This window comes from Deltaproteobacteria bacterium, from assembly GCA_020845895.1.
In the GTDB taxonomy this organism is placed as follows: domain Bacteria; phylum Lernaellota; class Lernaellaia; order JACKCT01; family JACKCT01; genus JADLEX01.
In genome coordinates this window covers 48,471-72,925 of the sequence record JADLEX010000036.1, presented here as the reverse complement: position 1 = coordinate 72,925, position 24,455 = coordinate 48,471, and the positions used below count along the sequence as shown (strand labels likewise).

Below are 24,455 nucleotides of genomic sequence, written 5' to 3'. Positions count from 1 at the left end.
GCCTCAGATCCGGCCCGATTCCTTGAGCCACGTAAACGTGTCGCGCACGGTTTCGATGACCGGACGGGGGTTGAATCCCAGCTCGTTTTTCGCCTTGTCGTGACGCACGTTTCTGTTCGCGCGCAGCGCGCCGAGCGACTCGGGGGTGAAAAGCGGCGTCTTCTTCGCGATCTGCGCGTACCAGAGCGCAAATGGCGCGACGCCGCGCGCGAGCCACATCGGCGTCACCATTGTCGGCATCTTCCGGCCCGTCACCTGGCCGATCATCTGCGAGAGTTCGAGCACCGAGTGATAGAAGCCCGAGAGCAGGTACGCCTCGCCGGGCCGACCGCGCGTCTCGGCCGCGAGCGCACCCGCCACCACGTCGCGCACGTCCACCCAGGTGAATCCGCCGTCCACCGCGGCGGGCATGCGTCCGTGATAGAAGTCGAGAAACACTTCGCCCATGCGCGAGGGCCGGTAGTCGTGCGGCCCGATTACCCCGGCGGGGTTGACGATCGTCGCGTCCAGCCCCTTCTGCACGCCCTTGCGGATCTCCGCGATCCCCAGCGCCTTGGTGAGGTCGTAGGCGTAACCGCCCTCCTTCACCAGCGAGCGCGTCTCGTCGAGCGGCTGGTCGAAGGGAAACTGCTCGAAGGCGTGAATCGAGCTGAAATGCACGAGCTTGCGGACCTTGTTGGCGAGGCACGCCTCGACGATGTTGCGCACGCCGTCGACATTCACCGCGTGAACGAGCCCGCCCTCGGGTCCGACAATTGAGATGCGCGCCGCGAGGTGATAGACGACCTCCGCGTCGGCCGCGGCCTTCGAAAGGCTCGCCGGTTCGCGGATATCGCCACGCACCTTCTCGACCGCGAGGCCGTCGAGCCCCTCGTCCACGTCGTGAATGAGCACACGAACCGACCGCCCCTGCTCGAGCAGACTGCGTACCAGATTCGCGCCGATATGACCGCTCGCCCCCGTGACCAGTACCGTCATCACCCACCCATATGTATTCGGAATGAACGAGAAGTGACGCGCGACGGGCGGAAACGGCTCCCGCACGCGGTCGAATGGCGCACTTTATCGTTCGGCCACGGGTCGGGCAAGAGCGAAACCGGCAACATTGCGGGCCGGATTCGGACGCGGCAAACTGGGCGCATGACGAAACGGTTTGGGTTCAAGCTCGCGGTTTTCGCGGCGCTCGCGGCGATTTATGCCGTGGCCGCCCTAGTGCCGGGCGTGCGCGAGTTTTTTTCCATCGAGTCGGTCCGCGCGCAATACGACACGCTTTACGCGTGGGCGCACGAGCCGTGGGGGCCGGTTGCGTTCGTCGCCGTCTCGCTCGCCATCATCTTCCTGCAACTTCCCGGCCTGATCATGGTGATCGTCGGCGCGTTGGTGTATTCGCCCCTTGCGGCTTTCACTTTGGCCACGCTGACGTCCATCGCCGGAACCACCGGGACGTTTTTTCTCTTTCGATATCTGCTCAACGAGTGGGCGCAGCCGCGGCTTGCGAGCAGTTTTCTCGCGCCTCATGTCAATCGATTCGAGCGCCACGGCGTGTGGTGGATGATCGGCCTGCGCATCGCGTTCGCCCTGTCGTCGCCGCTCAACTGGATCATCGGCGCGACGAAAATCCGAACCGGTGCCTATTTCGTGGGCAACGCGGTGGGGCTCGCGATCGTCATCGGCGCTGTTCAGGCCATCGTCGTGATGATGAAGTCGTGGACCGGCGACTCGCCGATCGTCTCGCGCGGCGCGATCGCGGCCCTCGTCGCGGGGCTCGCCCTCTTCGTCGCGGCGGCCGTGTGGTTCAGGCGCCGGTTCGCGGCGCGCTCGACCCAACTGACCATCACCCCCCCGCGCAATCCTCGCCCACCTGCGCGTCCGAGTAGTAGTGCGTGAGGATTTCGCTGTAGAGGTAGCCGCAGGTCGCCATGGCCTGCGCGCCGCGCTGACTCATCCCCACGCCGTGGCCGGCGCGCCCGTAGCAGCACGACCCGTCGCCGGGCGTGCAAGGCGCTTGATTGACGGGATACCAGTCGTCGCAGTTGCCGGTGCAGTTCGCGTTTTCCAGGCAGGATACGGAGACGAGATAATCCAGCGTGCTGCCCCACACGTCCTGCACGTTCTCGGTGCGTCCGCCGCTCGACGCGTGAAACACGGCGAGCACGATGTCGTCGTCGTAGGCGAGCACCTGTCCGGCGGTGTCGTCCGCGGCCGCGTCGGTGACGTCGTAGCGCTCGTCGCCGTACACTTGGCAAAGGGTCGTGTCGCAGATCGGCCCTTTGCCGTCGAGCACCCAGCGTAGGGCGTAGGTGCGCGCGGCGATGGCTTGCGCCTTGATGGCTTCATAGGGAAACGACGTGCCGATCTCCTGCGGCAGCACGCCCTTCACGTAGTCCTCGAAGTCGAGTTCCTGCACGATGCCCTGCGCGACGCGCTCCACCAGAATCGTCTCGGGTACGGTCAGTTCCTCCGGCAGACAGCCGACATTTTCGCCGCCCAAGTCGTCGTCGTCATCGCCGCCGCCGTCGGACACGCACGCGATCGTCATCGCCGCGAAGGACATTAACGCCGCCAGCCCCAGCCACAACCCGGTTTTCATCCCCATCACTCCTTCTCATAGACCACATAAATCGCTGGCAAAAGGCCCGTGGGCGACACGCCCAAAATCCGCGCCAGAGCCGCGCACGCGGAAAAAACCCCGATCTTGAGAGCGCCGATCGCGCCCTGTTTTTTCCACTCGTCCAGATACCGGCGCGGCCCGTAGCCGAAGTCGTTCGTCACCTCGCGAACGCGCGCGCCGTGCGGTCGGAGTTCCGCGAGCGTCGTCCCCCACCAGCCCGTATTCGGGTTGGCAAATTCCTCGAAGCTCCAGTTCCGGTCATAGCGGCCCATCGCCCGGCACAGCCGCCAGATCCACCGCGCGGGCAGATAGTGCGCCCAGGGAATCGGCAGCCGAATCACGTGATACTCGACCGGCCAGTGCCGGTTCTGGCTTTCGAGCACCACGAAACGCCCGCCGACCTTCAGCCGATCGTAGCACTCGCGCACGAGAGCGCCGCGCAGCGCCGGATCCACATGCTCCATCATGGCCGACATGAGCACGACGTCAAAGGTCTCGGTCGTGAACGCCGGCGAGGTCGCGCACGCGACATCCCACCGGTCGAAACCGAAGTGCCGCTTTTTTTCGCGGCAAACCTCGATCATGCCTTCGTCGGGATCGAAACTGACGAGGCGCGCCACGCACCCGTGCGCGAGGATCGCCTCGGACAAATGTCCCGCGCTGCATCCCGGTTCGAGCACCGACACGGGCCGCCCGAGTTTTTCCAGATGCGCGAAAAGCGGTTCGAGTTTTCCCGCGCGCTCGGACCGATACCGCAGATAGCGCGGCATGCGCGCGACGCCTTTGCGCGCGACGAGCAATTCCACGATGCGCTCGGAATAATCGGTGAGAAATTCGCGGCCGTTCACCGTCACGACGCCGCCGGCAGGGGAAGTCCTGTAGGTCCACTCCGGTTCGTTCGGCGCGGTCATCACGGCCTTAAAAGACGCTTTTTACGCCGATGAGGTGATAGGTGAAGTTGGCGACGATGGTGATCTCTTCGTCGGGCCAGTCATCGGGGAAGGGTCCGAAACCGGCGGCGTCGCGCACGGCCTGAACGGCCGCGTTGTCGAGCAACGGGAAGCCGCTCCCGCGCACGCGTTTGACCTCTTTGAGTTGCCCGGAACGCAAAATCGTGAATGTCAGTGTGAGGGTGCCCTGCTGCCCCGTCATCTGCGCTTCCTGGGGATACACCCACGCCCACTCGATTTTTTCCTTGATGCCCGAAAAGTAGCCGACGTATTTGAAGTTCTTGGTGTTGAGGTTGATGGCCTTGCCGGCCTCGCCGACGTTCGGATTGTAAGGCGACAGGTTGCCCCCGCCGCCGCCCTCGCCGCTTTTCGCGACGCCCTCGTAGCCGACCGAGTGAACGAGATCCGCGACGGATTTCGGCTTGGCCGCGCCGTCCTCACCCGCCGTCCCCGCGCGGGCGCCCTCCCCCGTTTCGGCCTTCTTGGTCATGCTCTCACCGACATCGGGGACGGCGTATTTTTTCGCGGCTCCGCGGGGAGCGCGCTGCCCCGACGCTCCGGGGCGCTTCGCGCCCACGTCGGACTGGTTGTCGTTGATGGGAATGTCGGCCCGGTGCGTCTCCTTTTCCGCCGTGTTCGATTCGCGGGCGAGCCGTTTCGCGGCGGATGGGGGCGACTGATTCGACGGCACCGGCGCGGTCATCACCTCGCCCTGCGTCGGCGGCAGATCGATCTGCGCGAGATCCATCCAGACCGTCTTGTCGGGAGCCGCGGGCGGCGGCGTTGCCGGCACGAAAAACACCGCGACGACGATCGCCAGATGAACGAGCACCGACAGCAGCACGGCCCAGAAAACGAGCTTGCGCTGCTTGAGCGTTCGGATGTCGTCCTGCCAGCGATCGCTCATCGGTCCATTCCCATCGCGCCCCGAGACGTATCGCGGTTGGACCGTCGCAAGGGCCGCGATGTTTCAAACAATCAGTTTACCACGAAAAAAGCCCCGGATTCACCGGGGCTTTTTGCGGTCGATCGGACGCGCGTCACTTCGAACAGTTGCAGCCGCCCAGTTCGTTGGAGTTGTCCTCCGCGGACTTGAGGTCGTCGCCCGGCCGGTCGCTGTCATCGCCATCGTCGTCGTCCGCGTCGTCGTCGGTGGCGTCGTCGTCGGTATCGTCATCGGTGGCGTCGTCATCCGCGTCATCGTCGGCATCGTCGTCCGTGGCGTCGTCGTCCGCGTCGTCATCGGTCGCGTCGTCATCGGTATCATCGTCGGTGGCGTCGTCGTCCGTCGCGTCGTCATCGGCGGTGTCATCATCCGCCGTGTCGTCATCGGCGGTGTCGTCATCGGCGGTGTCGTCATCGGCGGTGTCGTCGTCCTGCGCGAACGCGGGAGCGCTCCAAATCACGCCAAGCAGCAGCGCGAGCGCGAACGACCCCAACAAGACGTGCGTTTTCATCATCGAAAGCTCCCTCACAAAAAAATGGCCGCGAGCCTCCCCGCGCAGATGCGTCTATTAGCGGATTTCCCGAAAAAAAGCAAAGACCGGCCGATCGATTGTCGCCGACCATCCCTTCGGGTCCCGCGCGCCGGTCGAACCCCTCGTCCTCGAACTCGAAACGTGCCACATTCCATCCGTTCCGACGAAGTGCATTCATTCGATCCGAGGCGAATAACGCGGGGCGGCGCGTGGACCTGTACGTTCGTAACTCCTTGATCGCTTTACTGTTTTTGTGGACCGGAGCGTGCGTCACGCAGGGCGACGCCAATCCGGAGGCGTTCGACTCCGCCCCCGGCACGAGCCCGGGTGTCGCCGTGGTCAACGGAGTCGCCATCCCCGACGCGGCGTTCGACGAAGCCGCGCGTCGACTCGCCGAAGACCGGCGCGAACCGATCTCGGAGGCCGACCGCGCCCAAGTGGTCGACCGGCTGATCGACGAGGAATTGCTCGTCCAATACGGACTTGACCAAGGCTTCGCCCGCGACGACCGGCGCGTGCGTTCGGCGATCGTGGCATCGGTGATGGAGCGGGAAAAATCGTTTCCCTGTTTCGGGGACTGCACCGGGGACGAATTGCGAGAGTTCTACGAAGACCGTCCGGAACTTTTTCGCGCGACCGCGAGAGTTGCAATTCGCACGATGTGGTTTTCCGATCATCGCCCGGAGACGCAGACGCGCGCCCGCGAAGCCCTCGCCGAATTGCGCGCGGGCTCGAAACCGGAGGAGATCGCCGCGCGTCTGGCCGACGACGATGCCGCTCCCCCGCCGAACGCGCCGATGCCGCCGGACAAGCTTGCCGACTACATTGGGATCACGGCCGCGCGTGTTGCCGAATCGATGCCGGAAGGGAGCTGGAGCGACCCCATCGCCGTCGCGGGCGGTGTGCGATTGATCTTTGTTGCCTCCCGCGAGGCGGGAAAGGTCAATCCCTTCGAGCAGGTTGAGGACCAGATTCGGTTCGAGGCGCAGCGATTCGCTCACGAGCGCGCGGTGCAAAAACTGATCGCCGACTTGCGGGCGAAGGCGAACATCGAGGTGGCCCGAGACACTTCGAAAGGCGACGCCAAATGAAATCTCACGCCGGTCTCGGTTTCTTCCTCGCGCTCTTGGTCGCGGCCTGCGGCGGATATCAGGAATTCGGCGATGCCGCGAATCGGCCCGTCGGCGCCCAGACGCTCGCCGCCCGCTCGCGCACGCAGGACGCCGCGCGGCTGGCGCTCTCAGCGGGCGCGCCGGACGCCGAACCTTTCGCGGGAGATGGCAAAACGATACTTTTCGGCGACCTGCATGTGCACACGACGTTTTCGATGGACGCCTTCGCGCTGGCGCTCCCCGCCATGCAGGGCGACGGCGTTCACCCCCCGTCCGACGCGTGCGACTTCGCGCGCTACTGCTCCGATCTGGATTTTTTTTCGATCAACGATCACGCCGAGAGCCTGACGAAGCCGCTGTGGGACGAAACGGTGCGCTCGATTCGCCAGTGCAACGCCATCGCGCAGGACCCGGCGAATCCCGATCTCGTCGCGTTTCTGGGATGGGAGTGGTCGCAAATCGGCCTGACGCCCGCCACGCATTACGGCCACCGCAACGTCGTGCTGCGCGATCTGGACGACGCGCACATTCCCACGCGTCCGATCAACGCACGCAACGTGGTGACCGCCGCCTCGATGGCGACCAAGACGCCGCTGCGCGAGCAACTCCGCCTACTCGTCGCCGATCTCGAATCGATCCCCTATCTGGTCGATATCGCGTACCTTCAGGCGCAGGTCAGCGAGGCGCCGATCTGCGCCGAGGGCGTGCCCGTGCGCGACCTGCCCGCCGACTGCATGGAAACCGCAACGACCCCCAAGGTGCTGTTCGAAAAGCTCGATGACTGGGGCTTCGAGTCGATCGTCATTCCGCACGGCCTCACGTGGGGCATCCACACGCCGTACGGCCCGGCGTGGGACAAGCAGCTCACGTCCGCGATGCACGATCCCGACCGCCAGATCCTGCTCGAGATCTTTTCGGGACATGGAAACGCCGAGGAATATCGCGACTGGACGGGGGTGAATTACCCTCCCGATGGAACGCCCGAGTGCCCGCCCTCGACGCCCGGCTATACGCCGTGCTGCCGCCGCGCGGGCGAGATCATCCGGTCGCGGTGCGATGATCCCGCGTCGGCGGACTGCGATGCCCGCGTGGCCGAGGCGATCCGCATCTACCTCGACGCCGGCGTTTACGGCGCGGCGACGGTGCCGGGCGCGACGGCGAAGGACTGGGGGGATTGCGGTCAGTGCCGCGACTGTTTCGCGCCGCCGTTCCTGCACGTGCCGGACAACTCTGCGCAGCGGCTCCTCGCACTCGGCGCGTTCGCACCCGGGGCCGACGCTCAGCGTTTTCGTTTCGGCTTCATCGGGTCGAGCGACAATCACTCAGCGCGGCCGGGCACGGGCTACAAGGAAACCGATCGTCTGTCGATGAGCGATTCGCGCGGCCCACGCACGGATCTGATCCGCGACCGTGCATTCCCCTCCATCGCGCCCGAGGCGCGTTCGTATTCGCTGGAAGACATGAAGAAAAAGAACCCCGGCATCTCGACGCTCCCGAGTTGGGATCTCGAGCGGCAGGCGAGTTTTTTCATGACGGGCGGACTCGTCGCGGTGCATTCCGAGGGCCGTGACCGCGAGTCGATCTGGAACGCCCTTCGCCGTCGCGAGGTCTACGGCACGAGCGGCGATCGCATCTTGCTGTGGTTCGATCTGGTGAACGGCGAATCGGCCGCGCCCATGGGCTCGGAGGTCCAACTTGCGGCGACCCCGCGTTTTCGCGTGCGCGCCGCGGGCGCGTTCGAGCAAAAACCGGGCTGCCCGGAGGACTCGCTGCGCGGCATCGGGGCAGAGCGACTCGACGAACTGTGCCGGGGCGAGTGTTATAACCCCGGTGACCGACGGCGCGCCATCACGCGCATCGAGGTCGTCCGCATTCGGCCGCAAATGAGCGCGGGTGAGCCCGTAACGGAATTGATCGAGGACCCCTGGAAGACGCTGCGCTGTCCAGGCGAGATCGACGGGTGCGCGGTCGAATTCGACGATCCCGAATTTGTCGCCGCGAGCCGCGAAACCGCCTACTACGTGCGCGCGATTCAGGAACCCACTCCCGCCGTCAACGCGGGTGGCATGCGGTGCACGTTCAACGAGGCCGGCGAATGCGTGTCGGTGGATCCGTGCTACGGCGATTCGCGGACCGACGCGAACGACGATTGCCTGACGAGCATCGAGGAGCGCGCGTGGTCGTCGCCGATCTGGGTATCACCCGCGCCGTGACGCGCATTCACGATTGCGGCAGGCTCGCCACGCTCTCGCCGCGCTCGAACACGACTTGCGCGCGGCCCACGAGCAGCGGATCGACCGGGCCGATCTGATCGGGGTCTTTTTTCGCGTACGGCAGGCTGTGCAGCAGATAACGCATGGCGTTCAGTCGCGCGCGCTTTTTGCAATCGGACTTGATGACGATCCACGGCGCGTCGGCGGTGTCGGTGTGGAAGAACATCGCCTCCTTGGCGCGGGTGTATTCGTCCCACTTGTCGAGCGACGCCTTGTCGATCTCCGAGAGCTTCCACTGTTTGAGCGGGTGGACCTTGCGTTCGTTGAACCGGCGGCGCTGCTCGCGTCGGCTCACCGAAAACCAGAATTTGAACAGGTGGATGCCCTGACGCACGAGCATGCGCTCAAACTCGGGCGCCTGGCGCATGAACTCCTGATACTCGGCGTCGGTGCAAAATCCCATGACGCGCTCGACACCCGCGCGGTTGTACCAGGAGCGGTCGAACAGCACGATCTCGCCCGCCGTGGGCAGGTGCTCGACATAGCGCTGAAAATACCACTGGCCGCGTTCGGCGTCGGTGGGTTTTTCGAGCGCGACGACCCGCGCGCCGCGCGGGTTCACGTGTTCCATGAATCGCCGGATCGTGCCGCCCTTGCCCGCCGCGTCGCGACCCTCGAAGAGCACAACGACCCGCTGGCCCGTTTCCTTGACCCATGCCTGCAACTTCAGCAGTTCCACCTGCAATCGGTATTTCTGCCGTTCGTAATTGGTGCGCGAAAGCAAATATTTGTAGGGATAGCCGCCGGTCCGCCGATCCTCCGCGAGTTCGGTGTCGATCGCCCGACGCTCGAGCTTGGCGAGCCCGCGTTGCTGGTCGAGCGCCGAACGCAGCACACGCACCGCGTCCACCGGTCCCACCCCCACGAGAAGGTCGCGGATCGCACCCGCGGTCACCTCGTCGGCGCCCGCACCGTCTTCTTCGGCGGTGAACTGGGCAATGGCCGCGGGAGTCAACGACGGAGGCACATCTCCCTTCTCGACGGGCCGCGCGATCGCTCGAGAACGGACCGAACGGGAACGGGGAGTGGCGGGTTTCTTCGCGGAATCGGATCGGGAGGTCATTCGTAGCTCCGTAGCGCGGTGCGCTTCGGTGGTATTAAACCCCGAAAAGCGCCGGTCGCAAGGGATCTTTTTGCGTTTTTTCCTCGCTTCCCGCGACCGGATCTGATACGCTTTCCCCATTCCGACAAGTTGGAGGACCCGACATGCAGGGCGATCTCGCGCGACGCGTGGTCGATGCCTATGGCGGTTCATCGCGGTGGGAGACCGCCGTGCGCCTGAGGGCGGTGGTCAGCGCGAGCGGACTCGCGTTCCGACTCAAGCGCCGCGCACTGTTTGTGCAGACGGTTTTCGAGATGGACGTGCACCGTCCGCGGGTCCGCATCGCGCCGATCAATCGGCTCGGCCAAATCGGCGTGCTGGACGGCCAGGACGTGCGGGTCGAGGACGCCGACGGTCGGGTCGTCGCGTCGCGCCCGAATGCGCGACGGCACTTTCCGGGAGGACGGCGCATCTTCTGGTGGGACGACCTCGACATGACGTATTTCGCGGGCTATGCAACCTGGAACTATTGCACGTTGCCGTCGCTAATTCTCGATCACCCGACCCGGTTCGAACAGTTCGGCGACGATCTGCTGCAGGCGCGGTTTCCCGCGACGATTCCCACGCACTGCCCCGAACAGGTGTTCCGGTTCGACCGCTTCGGCCAATTGATCCAGCACGACTACACGGCGCTCGTCATCGGCAAGTGGGCGCGCGCCGCGAACGTGGTGGTGGAGCATGGCAAAAACGAACAGGGCATCGCCTACACGCGGCGGCGACGGGTCACACCACGCCGCGGCGACGGCACGCCGCGCAAGAGCCCGATTCTGATCGACCTGACCATCCAGGACTTCGAACTCATCTCGTGAGTGCCGCGTTGGGCGGGCGTTTCCGCACGCGTCGCCCTGTGGTATCTCTGCCGCAACCCTTCGCGCTGCGCGGTGCGCCGCGGGAGACGTGTCGATGAAATTCGCGGTGTACTCGCTGGGCTCGATCTTGTTGGTCTTCCTGATGACCGCATGCGGCAGCGACGATTCGGCGGATTCGGGCGGATCGAACGACGACGCCGACGATGACACCGATGACGGCCTTGCGGACGATGACGCGGACGACGACGCGGACGACGACGCGGACGACGACGCGGACGACGACACCTGGGCGCCGTTGCCCGACGATGACGCGGTGGACGACGATTCGTTCGCCGACGACTACGTCGGGGCCTGGCCCCAATCGAATGTCGAGCCGCGCGACTACGACGAATCCATCGACGCCGGGCCGCTGCGCGAAAAAGCCGCGGACTACGACGACTGGCACGTGGCCTGGCACCAGCCCGATCACGGCGGCACCGTGGGCGTCACGTTCACCGACGAAACCCGCACCTCGCTCGCCGGGTACCGCGACTGGGGCGACAGCAGCGAGTGGACCGGGCTCTACCTCGGCAGCCAGGCGACGCGCTGGTACGTGACGGGAGACGACGACGCCAAGGCCAACGCTCTGCGCACCGTGGCCGCGCTCGACGGCTATCTGCGCGTCACGCAGACCCCCGGCTTTCTCGCGCGCTACTGGGGCAGCCAGTCGTCGGCGCTCTATCAGGGCGACGATTGGTGCGATGCGAATAGCGGATGCCGCCGCGTCGAGAGTGGGCCGTTCGCCGGGGATTTCTGGTGGGGCGAAACCAGCCGCGACATGTACAGCGGTTGGTTTTTCGGCATGTCGCTCGCCTACGATCTGCTCGACGATGACGACGCGCGCGCGACGATCCGCGAGGACGTGATCGACATCCTCGACACGCTGATCGCCCAGCGCTGGACGATCCTCGACGAGGAAGGCGAGCCGACGGACTACGCTCCCGACGTGCTGCCGCCGTTCCGCATCTCGTGGCTCACGGTCGGGTATCACATCACCGGCGAGGAACGGTTCAAGGTCGAGTTGCAAAAGTGGCTTCGCAACCGCAGCCGCGGCGCGCTGCGCGCGAGCACCATCAGCTTTTTCAACCGCTACATGGACTATTTCGGCAACTGCCTGTCGCACGAGACCTGGTACAACCTGCTTCGTCTCGGCAAGGTCTATTTCAGCCCCGACGACTACGCATTTCTCCTCGACGTCTTCAACACGCAGGTCCACTCGTTCACGCGGCTTTCGCACAATCCGTGGTTCAACGCGGTGTTCATGGGGCAAGGCGGTTACGATCCCGCGCGCGACGATCCCTATCGGACGCAGCTCGTCGAAGATCTCACGGACTTTTGGGACGCGCCCCACGCGCGATACTTTTTGGAGCCGCGCGATCCCTCCACGTATGATCTCGATCCCGTGTCGGTGTTGCTGCACGACCTGGTCACGACGATCCCGTTGCTCGGCGAGTTGCTCGGCAACGTGTCGCCACAGGCGAAGGACCCCTTCCCCGTTCGCGAACAGTGCCCGGCGGATTTCATGTTTCAGTGGAGCCCGTTCACGATCGACGCGTGCGGCGAGGACGCTCCCGAAAAGGTCGATCCCGGCGTGGACTACCTGATTCCCTACTGGCTCGCGAGCTACCACAAGTTTCTCGCGAAGGACGAGTAATGACCCGCGAAGCGAAACCGACGCCCCCGCGTATGGTCGAGGCCGGCCGCGTCGTCGAGTTCGGCCACTTCCGCGAAGAGTTTCGCGATCTCAACATCAGCGACGCGGATATCTTCGGCATCGGCGCGCTCGGGCGGCTCGTCAATCCGTTTCGGCTCAAGGAGTGGCAGCACTTCGCGATCTTCAATGACGAGGTGCTGCTCACCTTCGTCATCGTGAACACGCACTACCTTTCGAATTCGTTCTGCTACGTCGTGGATCGGCGCACCGGCGAAATGACCGAGCACCACCGCGAGGCGCCGCCGTGGACGGCGCGCGTGGCGAAGGGCATCCACGACGACCACTGCGAGTTTCGCGTGCGCGGATACGACATCGACGTGAAAAATCGCCTCGATGAAAAACGACACGACGCGCGCATCGCTATCGCACCGGGAAAGAAGACGCCGGGGATCGACGCGGCGATCACGATGCACGCCGATCCCGATCAACATCCGCCGCTCGTGGTGGTACTGCGTCTCGCGGACAACCGTCCCGCGTATTCGCACAAAATGGCGTGCCCCGTGTCGGGCCGCGTGTGCGTCGGCGAGCGCGAATACGCATTCGATCCGCGAAATTCCCTCGCGCTGATCGACGTGCACAAGGCGTACTATCCCTACCGCATGACATGGTCGTGGGCTTCCGGGGCGGGATTCGCGCCGGACGGCCGGGTCATCGGCTTCAACCTCACGCACAACTGCGTGAAGGACGACGGGGAAAACAACGAGAACGCGATCTGGATCGGCGATCGTCTCACCGTGCTGCCCGCCGCGCGGTTTACGTTTAATGAGCACGATCTGCGCAAACCGTGGCGAGTCGCCACCACGGACGGTCGGTGCGACGTGGAGTTCTTCCCCTCGGGCGAGCGGCGCGGGCGCATCAACCTCGGCGTCGTCGCGTCCGACTACCACCAGCCCTTCGGCGTCTTTCGCGGCCACGCGATTGACGACGACGGCAAGACTCATCATTTTCACGACGTGTTTGGCGTGACGGAACGTCATCACGCTCGGTTCTGACCTTCCCGATTCACCATCGCGGAGCAACATGGCGCTGACCGGAGAAATCGCGGCGCTCGCGACGGCCTCGTGCTGGGTCGTCACCGCCATGTCATTCGAGACCGCGGGCCGACGCATCGGCTCGCTCGCGGTCAATATCCTTCGCCTGATGATCGCGTTCGTCCTGCTCGCGGCGGTCGGTCTCGCGACGCGCGGACATATGGTCCCGACCGATTTCGGCGCGCACGAATGGGCGTGGCTCGGGCTTTCCGGCCTCGTCGGTTTCACCTTCGGCGACCTCACGCTCTTTCGCGCGCTGGTGTTGATCGGCTCGCGGCTCTCGACGCTCCTGATGGCGCTGGTGCCGCCAATGGCGGCGCTGATCGGGCTCGCCGCGCTCGGCGAAACGCTCAGTGTCTTCGACATGACCGGCATGGCGCTCACGCTGGCCGGGGTCGCCATCGCGGTGCTCGAGCGCCCCGACGAAACGGCAAAACGCTCGCGTCGCGACACGGTGGTCGGCGTTGCGCTCGGCGTGTGCGGCGCGGTAGGTCAGGCCGTCGGGCTGATCCTGAGTAAATACGGCATGGGCGATCGCGATCCCTTCGCGTCGACCCAAATCCGAGTCATCGCGGGCATCGCGGGATTCTCGCTGCTCTATCTCATCATCGGTTGGTGGCCGAAGGTCATCGCCGGCGTGCGCGACGTGGCCGCGATGAAGGCGCTCGGCGTGGGGTCATTCTTCGGCCCGTTTCTCGGCGTGTCGCTTTCGCTCGTGGCCGTGCAGCACACGCAGACCGGCGTCGCCGCGACCATCATGGCCATGACGCCGATCCTGATTCTCGTGCCCACGGTGGCGCTGGGACGTGAGCGCGTGACGTGGCGCGCGTTCGCCGGGGCGTTCCTCGCGATCGCGGGCGTGGCGATTTTGCTGCTCTTCTGACGTCAGGGAATCAGCGCTTCGATATCCTCGGCGACGCACTCGCTCGGCGCGGTGATCGGGTTGCACCTCGACGGCGTGCCGCCCGGAATGTCGATCACGTAGTTGTACTCGTCGCCGAGAATCGGAAAGTCCGTGCTGATGTAGTGCGCTCCGCTGCCCAGCGCCAGATCGAACTGCGTGTAGTCCTCGTTGATCGCTTCGTCGCAACAAGAATCGGCGCGGGTGCGAATCAGGAATCCGTCCTCGGCCGCTTCCGTAATGGCGGCGGAGTCCGACTCGGGATCGTTCTTCACGAGCACGGCGGCGTGGCCGTCCGCCGGTTCGGAATCGATGAACATCAGCGCGCCTTCGAGACCGGGATGGTCCGCGAGGTACTCGTCGCGGAAACTCCCGCCGGCGTTCAGGTGAAACAGGACGCGGTTTCGCGTTTCGCCGAGCGTCGGCCAGCCGTCCGTCAGGATCGCGTCGCGAAGCGTCGCCGCATCGCCGCGCACCTCGTCGGGCGTGAGGATCCGCTCCTCGGGCCACACCGACCGAACCTCGTCTTCGATTTCGCCGTGGCGGCCCGGCCATTTCACGTAGTCGATGTCGTCCTTGGGCTCGACGAAGATCATGAGCAGGTGGTGGCCCGGGTGCGCGTCGGACCAGTTCTTGATGATCGTCAGGCACTCCGTGAACAGCTCGCAAGTCGTCTGGCGGTCGATGATCGGCACGTGGAAGACGCGGAGGCCGTCTTCCTTGTAATGCACGTCGAGTTCCACTTGACGCACCCCCGCATCCAGTTGCTGGTCCAGCGGAAAGTGCGTGTAGCGGTATTCCGGAATCGTGATCGGCCCCTGCTGGATGTGGTAGCTGTTGTGCGAGCCTTTCGCCTGGATCATGTTCACGCGCAGCACGTCGTCGTTGGGATAGTCCGGCGACACCGGCTCATCGTCGTCGGGCAGCGGCGGCCAGGTGTCGTCGTCGCCCGTATCGTCATCCACATCGTCGTCGCCCGCGTCGTCGTCGTCGGAATCGTCGTCAGAATCGTCGTCAGACCCTGAGCTCGTCGAAGGGTCGTCGTCCCCGGCGCATCCGCAGATTCCGACGAGAAGGATCAAAACGAGAATCGAAACAAATCGACCGAATAGGGGGCGGAATCCCATGAGCGCCTCGCGTGACGGTTGGGTGTCGTGCGTGTGACGCGAGAATGGCGAAGCCGGAAAACGAAGTCAACGCGCGGTGGGTGAAAAAACGACCCGGCACGCTGTCATCCTGAACACCCGGCACGCTGTCATCCTGAACACCCGGCACGCTGTCATCCTGAACACCCGGCACGCTGTCATCCTGAACACCCGGCGCGCTGTCATCCTGAACGAAGTGAAGGATCTAGTCCCGCCGATGCGGTCCCGGCGACGATTCGATGTCCGTGCCGCAAGCGACAGCGCGCGGGCTTTGCGCGTGGCGCGGCTGCAACTTCCCGAAGGCTGCGACTGACGCATCGACTGGGGACAATTCGGTATGATGTCCCCGGAACTCCCCGGAACTCCCCGGAACTCCCGATGTCCCCGGAACTCCCGGAACTCCTCCGGAACTCCTGGAACTCCCCGGAACTCCCGACTGACGCATCGACTGGGGACAATTCGGTATGATGTCCCCGGAACTCCATATGATGTCCCCGGAACTCCAATTCGGTATGATGTCCCCGGAACTCCCCCGGAACTCCCAATTCGGTATGATGTCCCCGGAACTCCCCCGGAACTCCCCCAATTCGGTATGATGTCCCCGGAACTCCCCCGGAACTCCCCGGAACTCCCGGCCAGGCAGTGGTCACGATCGCGTACCTCGTCGCGTGGTCGCTCGAGCGCTACCCGCTGATTGACGGGCTCGGGTATCTGGGAGCCGTTCACATTCCCACTCTATATTGCTTCATTAATTCGACGTCTTGGGCCCTTAAAGACTTGGATTATAACGAGAATTGGGGTCCCGCGCTTTTTCGGTTTCGGTTCGAAGAGCGGATGAAGAGAGCGGCGGAAAATTCCCAACGCAATCCCGCTTCACATCTATTTTTCGACGAATTTGGAATCGTCCGATATCATCCGACGCTGTGGACACTCACAGCCATTTCCCTCGGGTCGCTGTTCATGGCGCAGGCTTATGAGGACCTGGAGATTTCATATCTTATCTGGGCGTGCGCAACTTCTCTGCTTTTTGCGATGGGTTTTCGGGAGCACTTCCTCTATCGGGTCTCCACCATCCGCGAACTATCTCCCGTTCACGTGGAGATCCAGAACTTACGACGCAGAGGTCGCGTTCGCTTGAACAAGATCCTCTTGCCGATCGGCATTTCGCTTTTGCTAACGATCATGATGGCTCGGCAGTGGTGGAAAAGCTCTCTATTGCTGCTCGTTTTTGGATTTTATGGCCTGGTCGCCATCGGACATCACTGGGTCACAAACGAAAGCCGGGAGGACAAGCACCGACGGCTTGTCGCCCGAGCACGTCAGCGGGGCGGATCGAAGTGTCAGCGGTTCCGGCGTTGGTGGGCCACTGATTGGGGCGTCGCAAGACCTTGGATCTGGCTTCCGTGCGTGGTCGTGTTTGGAGCGGTACCGATCATCGCGGACATTGCCCGGTCGAGGCCGGGGATCGACGTATTCGATGTTTTCTTTCTACTTGAAGCGGTATTGTTCGCATTTCTCGGTCTGAACTTCTTCCCTGCCGCGCGGTGGAAGATGATCACCGCGCGTGAGGCGCGGGGCGAATGACCGTGGATGTCGAAAAGGCCGCTGCCAAGAAGGTGACCGTTGAGGACCTGCGGGAGTTTCGTCGGATCCTGTTGCCGAGGGTTTTCGTCGGTCAGATTCTCATCGATGCCGTGCTGGTCGTTCTTTTTGCGACGACAATTCATACTAATTATACCTGGATTGTCACAGCTTTCTTTAGCAACTCCCCGATCCTCGCTCTATTTTTGATAAAGCGTTTGAGTTGGCTGGAGAACGTGATTGCGACCACCGCTGCGCAGCAGAAGGATGCCGAAAGGCGTCGTCTCGAATTGTTTCGAGTGAGAATCGCTGATGCGGCGCTACGCGGATTCATCTGGCGGACTTTCTGCGACGACGTGGGGGTCGTGCGCAAGTCGGTCGCAGCACGGGCCATTTTCATTTTTTCGACGAGTTCGCTTCTCCTGTTATGGTCCATGGGTGCGAGGACATCCACATTGTGCTTCGTGCCTTTTTTTGCCGCAACGACTTGGGCGATGGTCGCATGGGGGCGGGAACAGTCGTTGATGACGCTGGCCAAAACAGTCGAGCTTTTCCCTTCTCACCTTGAGATCCAGCTTCTTCGCAGTCGGAGACGTGACCGGATCGGTGAGTACGCGCCGTCGATCGTACTCGCGATTTTGGCTTACGCGATCATTGCAATTGTCTGTCGTGAATACCTGGTGATAACGATCATGATGTGCGTTCCGTTAATCTTGTCTCTCCTCGCTCACTGGGAGAGCGGAGAAACCGAAATGGAGCGGCGGGCTAGACGGATCAGACTTGCGCGAGGCGTCGCAACGTCGCCGATTCGCCGCGCATGGCGATGGTGGACAACGGACTGGGGAATCGTCAGGCCAGTCGTGATCTTCGCAGCCTGCATCGCTTACATCCTGATGGCCATTTTAACGTGGTTCGTTTTTCAACAAGGGTTCCGATTTGAGCAGCATTGCGGCACTATTTGCGTTTTATGGATGTCCTTCGCACTTCTCTGTATGTTCCCTGCCGCGCGGTGGAAGATGATCGCCGCTCGCGAGGCACGGGGCGGTCCGGCGCAGCCTGCGATGACAGAGCCGCGACCGTAAGGGAGCGGGCGGACTGACAATACGCCAGCGCTCGGAAGCAAAAAACAACGGGTTTGAAGCCGATCGCATCGGGTTCGAGGATGCTCGCCAATTCTGCGACTAACCGCTCCCTGACGGTCGCGGCTCTGACGGATCGGCGCCCGCTAATTCTCCCCCCGCCTGACGACGCGTCCGCTGCGCGGTTCGGGGTGATAGCCTGCGGGCGAAACCGCCGCGTGCCCGTTGACGAACACGTATTCCACGCCGGTCGGAAACACGTCGGGCTCGGCCGCCGTGCTGTTCGTGTCGACCGTCTCCGCGTCAAAGAGCACCAGATCGGCCCACCAGCCGCGCCGGATCTCGCCGCGTCGACCGATGCCGAGTTGCTTCGCGGGAAGCGACGTCGATTTACGGACCGCCTCTTCGAGCGTCAGGCGTTTTTCCTCGCGCACGTATTTGCCGAACAGTTTCGGATAGCAGTCGTAGAACAGGTGGCTGGGTTTGCCCTGCCCGATCAGGATCGAGTCGGTCACGATCGACACGTTGGGGTCGGCGATGCTGGCGTAGACGCTGCGTTCCGTGAACTCGTCGCCCGGCCACGTGGGCGTCTCGAAAACCAGCACCTTGCCGTCTTCTTCGAGCAGCATGTCGCACACGGCGTCGAAGGGATGTTGCCCGCGCAGTTTGCCGATCTCGACGAAATGCTTGCCGATGTATTTCGAGTTTTTTCCCGCCGGCACCGACATCAGGTGCACCGACTGGAAACCCATCACCTGGAAAAAGTTCATCGACCACGTGTCGCCGTCGCGGTGCGGCCACACCGATTTTCCGTTCACGATCGACGCGTGGATCTTCTGGCGCTGCGCGGGATCGCGCAAACGATTCGTGATCTCCTCGCGCGTGCCTTCGAGCGCCCATGGCGGGAAAAACGCGAGTGCGTGCGTGAACCCCGCGCCGGTCGGCATGGCGTCCATGCCCATCGGCAAGCTGCGGCGGATTTCGTCGCCCATGTATTGGAGTTTTTCGCGCATCGCGAGATCCAGCGGCACGGGAATCTTGACGTGCTTGTAGATCGCCGCTCCCACGCGCGCGATGGAGTTCACGACACGATCCACGTACAGGTTGACGTGGGGAACCCAGAACAGGTGCGAGAGCTGCACCTTCACGCCCGAGCGGCGGCTGATCGCCATGAGCTCGTCGATGGCCTGCGGCAGTGTGTTGGAATAGCTGCGGATGTGGCTGGTGAACACGCCGTCCGCGGCCGAAACCTGCTTACCCAGCGCGACCAGTTCGTCCTCGTCGGCCGAGAGCCCCGGGAAATACTGGAGCCCGGTACTCATGCCCACGCACCCCGCGTCGAGGCACTCCCTGAGCAGATCACCCATCTCCTTCATCTGGTCGGGGTTCGCGAGCGAGCGATCCAGACCCATCGCCGCCAGACGGATGATGCCGTGCGGCGCGAGCATGGCGTAGTTCATCACCATACCCTTGCGCTCGATGTGATCCAGGTACTCGCCCATGGTCGACCAGTGAATCTGGCCTTCCTGCGAGCGCCCCAGAAACATCTCGACGTAGGCCATGAACTGCTCGCGGAATCGGGGCCGGATGGGCGCGAGGCCCATGCCGCAGTTGCCGCCCACGAACGTGGTGATGCCCTGGCGCAGCAGGGGTTCGAGCGTTTCGGCGTGCGTGTCGAAGTGAACGACGGTGTCGGCGTGGCTGTGCACGTCAATGAAGCCGGGGCACAGCACCTTGCCGCGCGCGTCGATGCGGCGGCCCGCCGTCGCGTCGTCGAGCTGGCCTATGTCGGCGATGCGCCCGCCGGCGAGGGCGATGTCGGCGCGGTAGGGCATGCGACCGGTGCCGTCGTAAACGGTCGCGCCTTCGAGGAGGGTGTCGAAATTCATGTCCATCTCCCGTGGGCGAAATTCCGTCGGGATTTGCGGGAGCGGACGAGCGTTCGCGCGGGAACGAAGACTTCGGTCAAGGCGACTGCGCGACGCATGGGATGGGCTCGTTTCGCGCCGGAAAGGCCGAGCGGCAGGCGGAGATTAAGGCGAATCGCGGGAGAAGGACAAGGCGTGCGAATGGCAAAACCGGCGGTTACGCCAAGTTATCACACGTCGTCGAAATCGATTCCCAGCGCCTTGATGCGTCGGTGCAGGTGCGTGCGTTCGACGCCGATCGCCTCGGCGGTCTTGCTGATGTTGCCGTCGAACTCCTGAAGTTTTTTGAGCAGGAACGCGCGCTCGAAGTCGGCCTTCGCCTCCTTCCACGAGTCGCGCATCAGGATGTCCTCGGCGTCGGGTTCGTCCGCGTTCCGGTCGAGCTTGAGCGTCAAGCGCACGTTCTCGGGACGCACCACGTTGCCCGCGGTCATGATCATCAGGCGCTCGACGATGTTCTTGAGTTCGCGCACATTGCCCGGCCACGGGTAGCGGCACATGAGCGCGACGGCGTCGGGGTCGATCGATTTGCGCGCCATGCCCGACGTGACGGCGTACTGGTCGAGGAAAAACTCGATGAGCGGCGGGATGTCGCCCTGGCGTTCGCGCAGCGGCGGCACGTGCAGCGGCAGCACGTTGAGTCGGAAATAGAGGTCCTCGCGGAAGCGCCCGTCGCGGATCATCGCCTCGAGATCCTTGTTGGTCGCGGCGATCACGCGCACGTCCACCGACACCGACTCGGTGCCGCCCACGCGCTCGAATTTTTGCTCCTGCAAAATGCGCAGTACCTTGGCCTGCGTGCGCAGGCTCATGTCGGCGATCTCGTCGAGAAAGATCGTTCCGCCGTCGGCAACGTCGAACTTGCCCTTCTTGCGCCCCGCCGCGCCGGTGAACGCGCCCTTTTCGTGGCCGAAGAGTTCGGACTCGATCAGGTCCTCGGGGATCGCCGCGCAGTTGACCTCGATGAAGGGCTTGTCGCGCCGGGGCGAGAGCATGTGGATCTGGCGCGCGACGAGTTCCTTGCCGGTGCCGTTTTCGCCGGTGATGAGCACGCGGCTCTCGGTGGGCGCGGCAAGGCGGACCTGTTCCTTGAGAAGCTGCATCGGCGCGCTCTCGCCGACGATCTCGTAACGTCGCTCGATGGCATTGCGCAAAAGCTCGTTCTCGACGCGCAGGCGCTGAAGGTCGAGCACATGCTGAGCGGTGATGAGCACCTGATCGAGGGAGAGCGGCTTCTCGATGAAGTCGTAAGCTCCCATGCGGATCGCCTTGACCGCCGTCTCCACCGTGCCGTGGCCGCTGATCATGATGACGGGAAGGTCGGGGCGAAGCTCCTTGATTCGCGGCAGGGCTTCGAGGCCGTCCATGCCGGGCATCCAGATGTCGAGCAGCACGAGATCGGGGTGAACGTCCTCGACGATGCGCAGCGCCGCGCGGGCGCTGTCGGCCAGGCTGACGCGGTAACCCTCGTCCTCGAAAATGCCCGCAAGCGTTTCGCGGATGCCCGGTTCGTCGTCCACCACGAGGATGTGTCCGCGCACGCGTCAGGCTCCCTGCGCCGAGACGGCGAGCGACAGGGGAAACGCCAGCACCACGCGGGTGCCGCGCCCGTCGCGGTCGCGCAGTTCGATGCGCGCGTCGTGGTCGGTCATGATGCGGTGCACGATGGCGAGCCCCAGTCCGGTTCCCATCTTTTTCGTCGAAAAGTACGGCTCGAACAAGCGTTGCCGGTACGCGGCGGGCAGCCCGGCGCCGTTGTCGTCCACGAAGACGAACACCTCCTCGGTCTCGGTGTCCAGGCGCGTGGTGATCTCGACGCACCCCGCGCCGACCGACGGGTCGATGGCGTTGTCGAAGAGGTTGATGAAGACGCGCTGGATCTGCGAGCGATCGACCAGCAGCATCGGCACGTCGGGCGCGGGCGCGAACTCGAACCGAATCTCGGGGTGCGCCTCGGAATACATCACGAGCGTCTCAGCGATGATGTCATTGAGCTGATGTGGTTGCGGGAGCACCTCGGCGAGCCGCGCGAAGTCGGAAAACTCACGGACGAGGCGCTTCATCTCGGCGACCTGGCGGATGATCATCGCCGTCGAATCGAAAAACGCCTTGTCGGTTTCCTCGTCGAAGCGCGACGCGTAGCGTTTTCGCAGGCGCTGGGCGGCGAGTTGGATGGGTGTGAGCGGGTTCTTGATCTCGTGGGCGATGCGCCGCGCGATTTCGCGCCACTCAGCCACGCGCTTGGCGCGGATCAGTTCGGACAAATCGTCGAGCACCATCACCACCGACAGCGCCTCGCCGGTGTGCGTGGAACGCACTACCGACAGACGCACGATGAGCGTGCGCTGTTCGTCGCCGATCTGGATTTCGACCTCGCGCTCGACGTGGCTTCCGGCCCGGCCCGCGATCTGTTCGCGTACGCTGCCGCGCAGGTCCTCGATCTGCACGCGGCCGAGCAACTCGCCGAAGGCGTCGTCGTAGAACCGGCCCACGGCATTGCCGGCGAGGCCCAGGATCTCGCGGGCGCGGGTGTTGATCGTGGCGATGCGGCCATCCACGCCGAAGCTCAGGACGCCGGCGGAGATGTTCGAGAGCACGGTCTCGATGTACTGGCGGCGGCGATCGGCCTCGAGGTTCGCGGCGCGCAGCTCTTCGTTGGCGGCGGCGGCGATCTCGCGCGACTGTTTCAGGTCGCCGATCATGCGGTTGAACGACGCGATGAGCCGGTTCATCTCGTCGTTGCCCGCGGGCTCGATGCGCACGTCCAGGTCGCCGGCGGCGACGTGCTCGGTAGCCTCGGCGAGCCGCGAGATCGGCACCGCGATACCCCGCGCCAGAAAAAATCCGAACCACGTCGCCGCGAAAAAAATGAATAGGGTGATAAGGGCGAAAAACACGAAGTAGCTGCTCATGACCGGGCCTTTGAGCAGCACGAGGCGGCGGTAGTCCTCGTAGGTCTTGCGGATCGCGGTCATCTTTTTCAGGACGCGGGTGGGTACCTTGTAGGTGACGACGACCGCGCCCACGGAGCGCCCGTCGCCGAAAATCGGGGTCACGCCGCGCACCGTCTCTCCCTGCTCGGTCTGGAAGATGTCGGCGTTCGTCTCGCCCGCGAGCGCCTTGAGCATGAACTCCTCGACGCCCGACGGCGGGCGGCGCAGTTCGTTCCACGGCTCGTCGGGGGCGGTGGTGGCGATCGGGCGATCGTCGCCCGCCCGGTACACCTCGATGCCGTCCACGTTGTATTCGGTCTTTTTCGCGGCCAGCCAGCTCGCGAGTTCCTCCGCGACGAAGATGTCGCGCGGCGGCGCGGCGGCGGCGGACTCGGCAGGCTTCGTCCCTTCCGACGGAGCGGAGGCGACGAGGTGCTCGCCCTCCCGGATCTCGCGGGCGACATGTTTGGCGAAGAACTTCGATGAGGTCTTGTAGGTGGAGTAATAAGTCTGCGCGACCTCGAGGGTCTCGCGCAGGCTCATTTCGATCTGCACCGAAAACCAGTTGTTGATGGAGCGGGTGACGAAACTCGCCGCGACGAAAAACATCATCACCGTCGGCAGCAGCGCGAAGCCCGTGAACGCGACGATCAGCTTGGTGCGCAGCCGCGAGCCGAGGATGCCCGCGCGGCGCTCGAACAGCAGCTTCGCCACGTTGCGCAGCACGAGAAAAAGCATCACGCAGATGAGGATGACGTTGAGGTTGATGAGAGCGAAGAAGACGACGTTGTTCGAGAAGTTGTAGACCGACGGCAACGGCAGCGCCCATTTTTCGAGCGCGAAGAGTCCCGCGATCAGCACCGCGAGCGCGCCCACCCACCACATCTCCGCCTTCACGCGGCGCGCGCTCTCGCGGGGATCGGGCGACGCGTTGGGATCGCGCGGCCCGTTAGGGTCGGACGAGACGTTGGAGTCGGACGAGACGTTGGGGTCACGAGGCGTCTTCACTTCGCCTCCGGGACCGGCGTCGTCGCCGGCGGCGCGGCGGGCGCGGGCGCAACAGGCAGATCCACGCGCGTCCACGCGGTCTTGAACTCGAAGATCGGCGCGAAGAAGAAGACGTACGAGAGATCAAAGGGGAAATCGGGCAGCGAAATTCGCTCCATCTCGGCGCGAACGTTCGCGTAAAGCGGGCCCGACGCGGGCAGCGCGCCGACCGTTGCGATCGGCAGCGCATCGAACACGAGCATGCGCTCGCGAGCTTCGTGCGCGGCCTTGAAGGTCAACGTCGTCCCCGATTCGCCAAGAAGCACCGTGTAAATCTGACGCAGGCTGTCGTAATGCAGCGTGCGGCGCACGGCGAACTCGGCGACGCGCTCATCCGTCCAGCCCGGCACGTCCCGCAGGATGCGGACCGCGAACGTGAACGTGGTCGGCACTCCAGCGTCAATCGCCTGCGTCATTTCGGGCGTGAAAACGTCGGAAAGCCGAAAGCTCAGGCGATACGCGCCGTCCTCCACCACGCACGCCGCGACCTCGATCCGCGCCCGTTCCGTCGCGAGGACCGGGGTCGCCGCGCACAGCGCGATCACCAGGGCGGCGCCAAGCCGGCGCGCCGCGCGCGTATGGCGGGGCTCGGGATTCATCGGGCGGGATTGTGCATCGCGCCCCCGCGGGATTCAAGGAGCGACGACGAGCGACGAGTGGATCGCGGGCGGGGGGATCGGCCGATATTTCGGGTCGCGGACGGCGTATCGATCACTTGCAAA

The 24,455-nt window shown here is 64.2% G+C and carries 21 protein-coding genes; 10 read left to right on the top strand and 11 right to left on the bottom strand.

Annotated elements, in window-relative coordinates; all coding sequences use genetic code 11:
• Positions 1-3: 3 nt before the first annotated feature.
• Positions 4-978, bottom strand: a complete 975-nt coding sequence (locus IT350_04625) for an SDR family oxidoreductase (protein ID MCC6157315.1) — start codon at positions 976-978, stop codon at positions 4-6.
• 162 nt (positions 979-1,140) lie between these two features.
• On the opposite strand from IT350_04625, the gene IT350_04620 reads away from it, so the two are divergent.
• Complete coding sequence (locus IT350_04620; protein MCC6157314.1) at positions 1,141-1,887, top strand: TVP38/TMEM64 family protein; 747 nt, start codon at positions 1,141-1,143, stop codon at positions 1,885-1,887.
• Here the strand turns inward: IT350_04620 and IT350_04615 are convergent.
• The 4 genes from IT350_04615 to IT350_04600 all read right to left on the bottom strand — a co-directional run bounded on the left by IT350_04615 (position 1,835) and on the right by IT350_04600 (position 5,021).
• Positions 1,835-2,590: a SpoIID/LytB domain-containing protein gene (locus IT350_04615; GenBank protein ID MCC6157313.1), complete on the bottom strand. Its 756-nt coding sequence runs from the start codon at positions 2,588-2,590 to the stop codon at positions 1,835-1,837. The genes IT350_04620 and IT350_04615 overlap by 53 nt on opposite strands.
• Before the next feature lie 5 nt (positions 2,591-2,595).
• Complete coding sequence (locus IT350_04610; GenBank protein ID MCC6157312.1) at positions 2,596-3,522, bottom strand: class I SAM-dependent methyltransferase; 927 nt, start codon at positions 3,520-3,522, stop codon at positions 2,596-2,598.
• Between the two features lie 7 nt (positions 3,523-3,529).
• Positions 3,530-4,468 carry an energy transducer TonB gene (locus IT350_04605; GenBank protein MCC6157311.1) on the bottom strand — a complete coding sequence of 313 codons (939 nt, stop codon included), beginning with the start codon at positions 4,466-4,468 and terminating at the stop codon, positions 3,530-3,532.
• Between the two features lie 133 nt (positions 4,469-4,601).
• Positions 4,602-5,021, bottom strand: a complete 420-nt coding sequence (locus IT350_04600; GenBank protein ID MCC6157310.1) for a hypothetical protein — start codon at positions 5,019-5,021, stop codon at positions 4,602-4,604.
• 227 nt (positions 5,022-5,248) lie between these two features.
• On the opposite strand from IT350_04600, the gene IT350_04595 reads away from it, so the two are divergent.
• Entirely contained in the window at positions 5,249-6,130 is an 882-nt protein-coding gene (locus IT350_04595) for a peptidyl-prolyl cis-trans isomerase (GenBank protein ID MCC6157309.1), read from the top strand.
• Positions 6,127-8,364: a DUF3604 domain-containing protein gene (locus IT350_04590; GenBank protein ID MCC6157308.1), complete on the top strand. Its 2,238-nt coding sequence runs from the start codon at positions 6,127-6,129 to the stop codon at positions 8,362-8,364. Before IT350_04595 ends, IT350_04590 begins: the two co-directional genes overlap by 4 nt.
• 7 nt (positions 8,365-8,371) lie before the next feature.
• Here the strand turns inward: IT350_04590 and ppk2 are convergent, their stop codons facing one another.
• On the bottom strand, positions 8,372-9,487 hold the full coding sequence (gene ppk2, locus IT350_04585; GenBank protein MCC6157307.1) for a polyphosphate kinase 2: 1,116 nt from the start codon (positions 9,485-9,487) through the stop codon (positions 8,372-8,374).
• A 143-nt stretch (positions 9,488-9,630) separates the two neighbouring features.
• On the opposite strand from ppk2, the gene IT350_04580 reads away from it, so the two are divergent.
• From IT350_04580 to IT350_04565, 4 genes are all read left to right on the top strand, one after another.
• Positions 9,631-10,335: a hypothetical protein gene (locus IT350_04580; GenBank protein MCC6157306.1), complete on the top strand. Its 705-nt coding sequence runs from the start codon at positions 9,631-9,633 to the stop codon at positions 10,333-10,335.
• 94 nt (positions 10,336-10,429) lie between these two features.
• Complete coding sequence (locus IT350_04575; protein ID MCC6157305.1) at positions 10,430-12,028, top strand: hypothetical protein; 1,599 nt, start codon at positions 10,430-10,432, stop codon at positions 12,026-12,028.
• A complete protein-coding gene (locus IT350_04570) occupies positions 12,028-13,080 on the top strand; it encodes a DUF2804 domain-containing protein (protein MCC6157304.1) in 1,053 nt (350 codons plus the stop codon). The genes IT350_04575 and IT350_04570 overlap by 1 nt, the downstream gene beginning before the upstream one ends.
• Positions 13,081-13,108: 28 nt before the next feature.
• Positions 13,109-14,002, top strand: a complete 894-nt coding sequence (locus IT350_04565; protein MCC6157303.1) for a DMT family transporter — start codon at positions 13,109-13,111, stop codon at positions 14,000-14,002.
• Positions 14,003-14,004: 2 nt separating this feature from the next.
• Here the strand turns inward: IT350_04565 and IT350_04560 are convergent, their stop codons facing one another.
• Positions 14,005-15,147, bottom strand: a complete 1,143-nt coding sequence (locus tag IT350_04560) for a hypothetical protein (protein ID MCC6157302.1) — start codon at positions 15,145-15,147, stop codon at positions 14,005-14,007.
• 76 nt (positions 15,148-15,223) lie between these two features.
• Here IT350_04560 and IT350_04555 point away from each other — a divergent pair, with 76 nt between their 5' ends.
• The 3 genes from IT350_04555 (at position 15,224) to IT350_04545 (ending at position 17,828) form a co-directional block, all read left to right on the top strand.
• Positions 15,224-15,478, top strand: a complete 255-nt coding sequence (locus IT350_04555) for a hypothetical protein (protein ID MCC6157301.1) — start codon at positions 15,224-15,226, stop codon at positions 15,476-15,478.
• Positions 15,479-15,999: 521 nt separating this feature from the next.
• Entirely contained in the window at positions 16,000-16,749 is a 750-nt protein-coding gene (locus tag IT350_04550) for a hypothetical protein (GenBank protein MCC6157300.1), read from the top strand.
• Positions 16,746-17,828 carry a hypothetical protein gene (locus IT350_04545; GenBank protein MCC6157299.1) on the top strand — a complete coding sequence of 361 codons (1,083 nt, stop codon included), beginning with the start codon at positions 16,746-16,748 and terminating at the stop codon, positions 17,826-17,828. Before IT350_04550 ends, IT350_04545 begins: the two co-directional genes overlap by 4 nt.
• Positions 17,829-17,971: 143 nt before the next feature.
• Here IT350_04545 and IT350_04540 read toward each other — a convergent pair whose 3' ends face one another.
• The 4 genes from IT350_04540 to IT350_04525 form a co-directional block, all read right to left on the bottom strand.
• Positions 17,972-19,714, bottom strand: a complete 1,743-nt coding sequence (locus IT350_04540; GenBank protein ID MCC6157298.1) for an amidohydrolase family protein — start codon at positions 19,712-19,714, stop codon at positions 17,972-17,974.
• Between the two features lie 209 nt (positions 19,715-19,923).
• Positions 19,924-21,294 carry a sigma-54-dependent Fis family transcriptional regulator gene (locus IT350_04535; protein ID MCC6157297.1) on the bottom strand — a complete coding sequence of 457 codons (1,371 nt, stop codon included), beginning with the start codon at positions 21,292-21,294 and terminating at the stop codon, positions 19,924-19,926.
• 3 nt (positions 21,295-21,297) lie between these two features.
• Positions 21,298-23,694, bottom strand: coding sequence for a HAMP domain-containing protein (locus IT350_04530; GenBank protein ID MCC6157296.1), 2,397 nt, complete (start codon positions 23,692-23,694; stop codon positions 21,298-21,300).
• Positions 23,691-24,332 (bottom strand): DUF4390 domain-containing protein, encoded by a 642-nt coding sequence (locus IT350_04525; protein ID MCC6157295.1) that lies wholly within the window; start codon positions 24,330-24,332, stop codon positions 23,691-23,693. Before IT350_04525 ends, IT350_04530 begins: the two co-directional genes overlap by 4 nt.
• Positions 24,333-24,455: the final 123 nt, after the last annotated feature.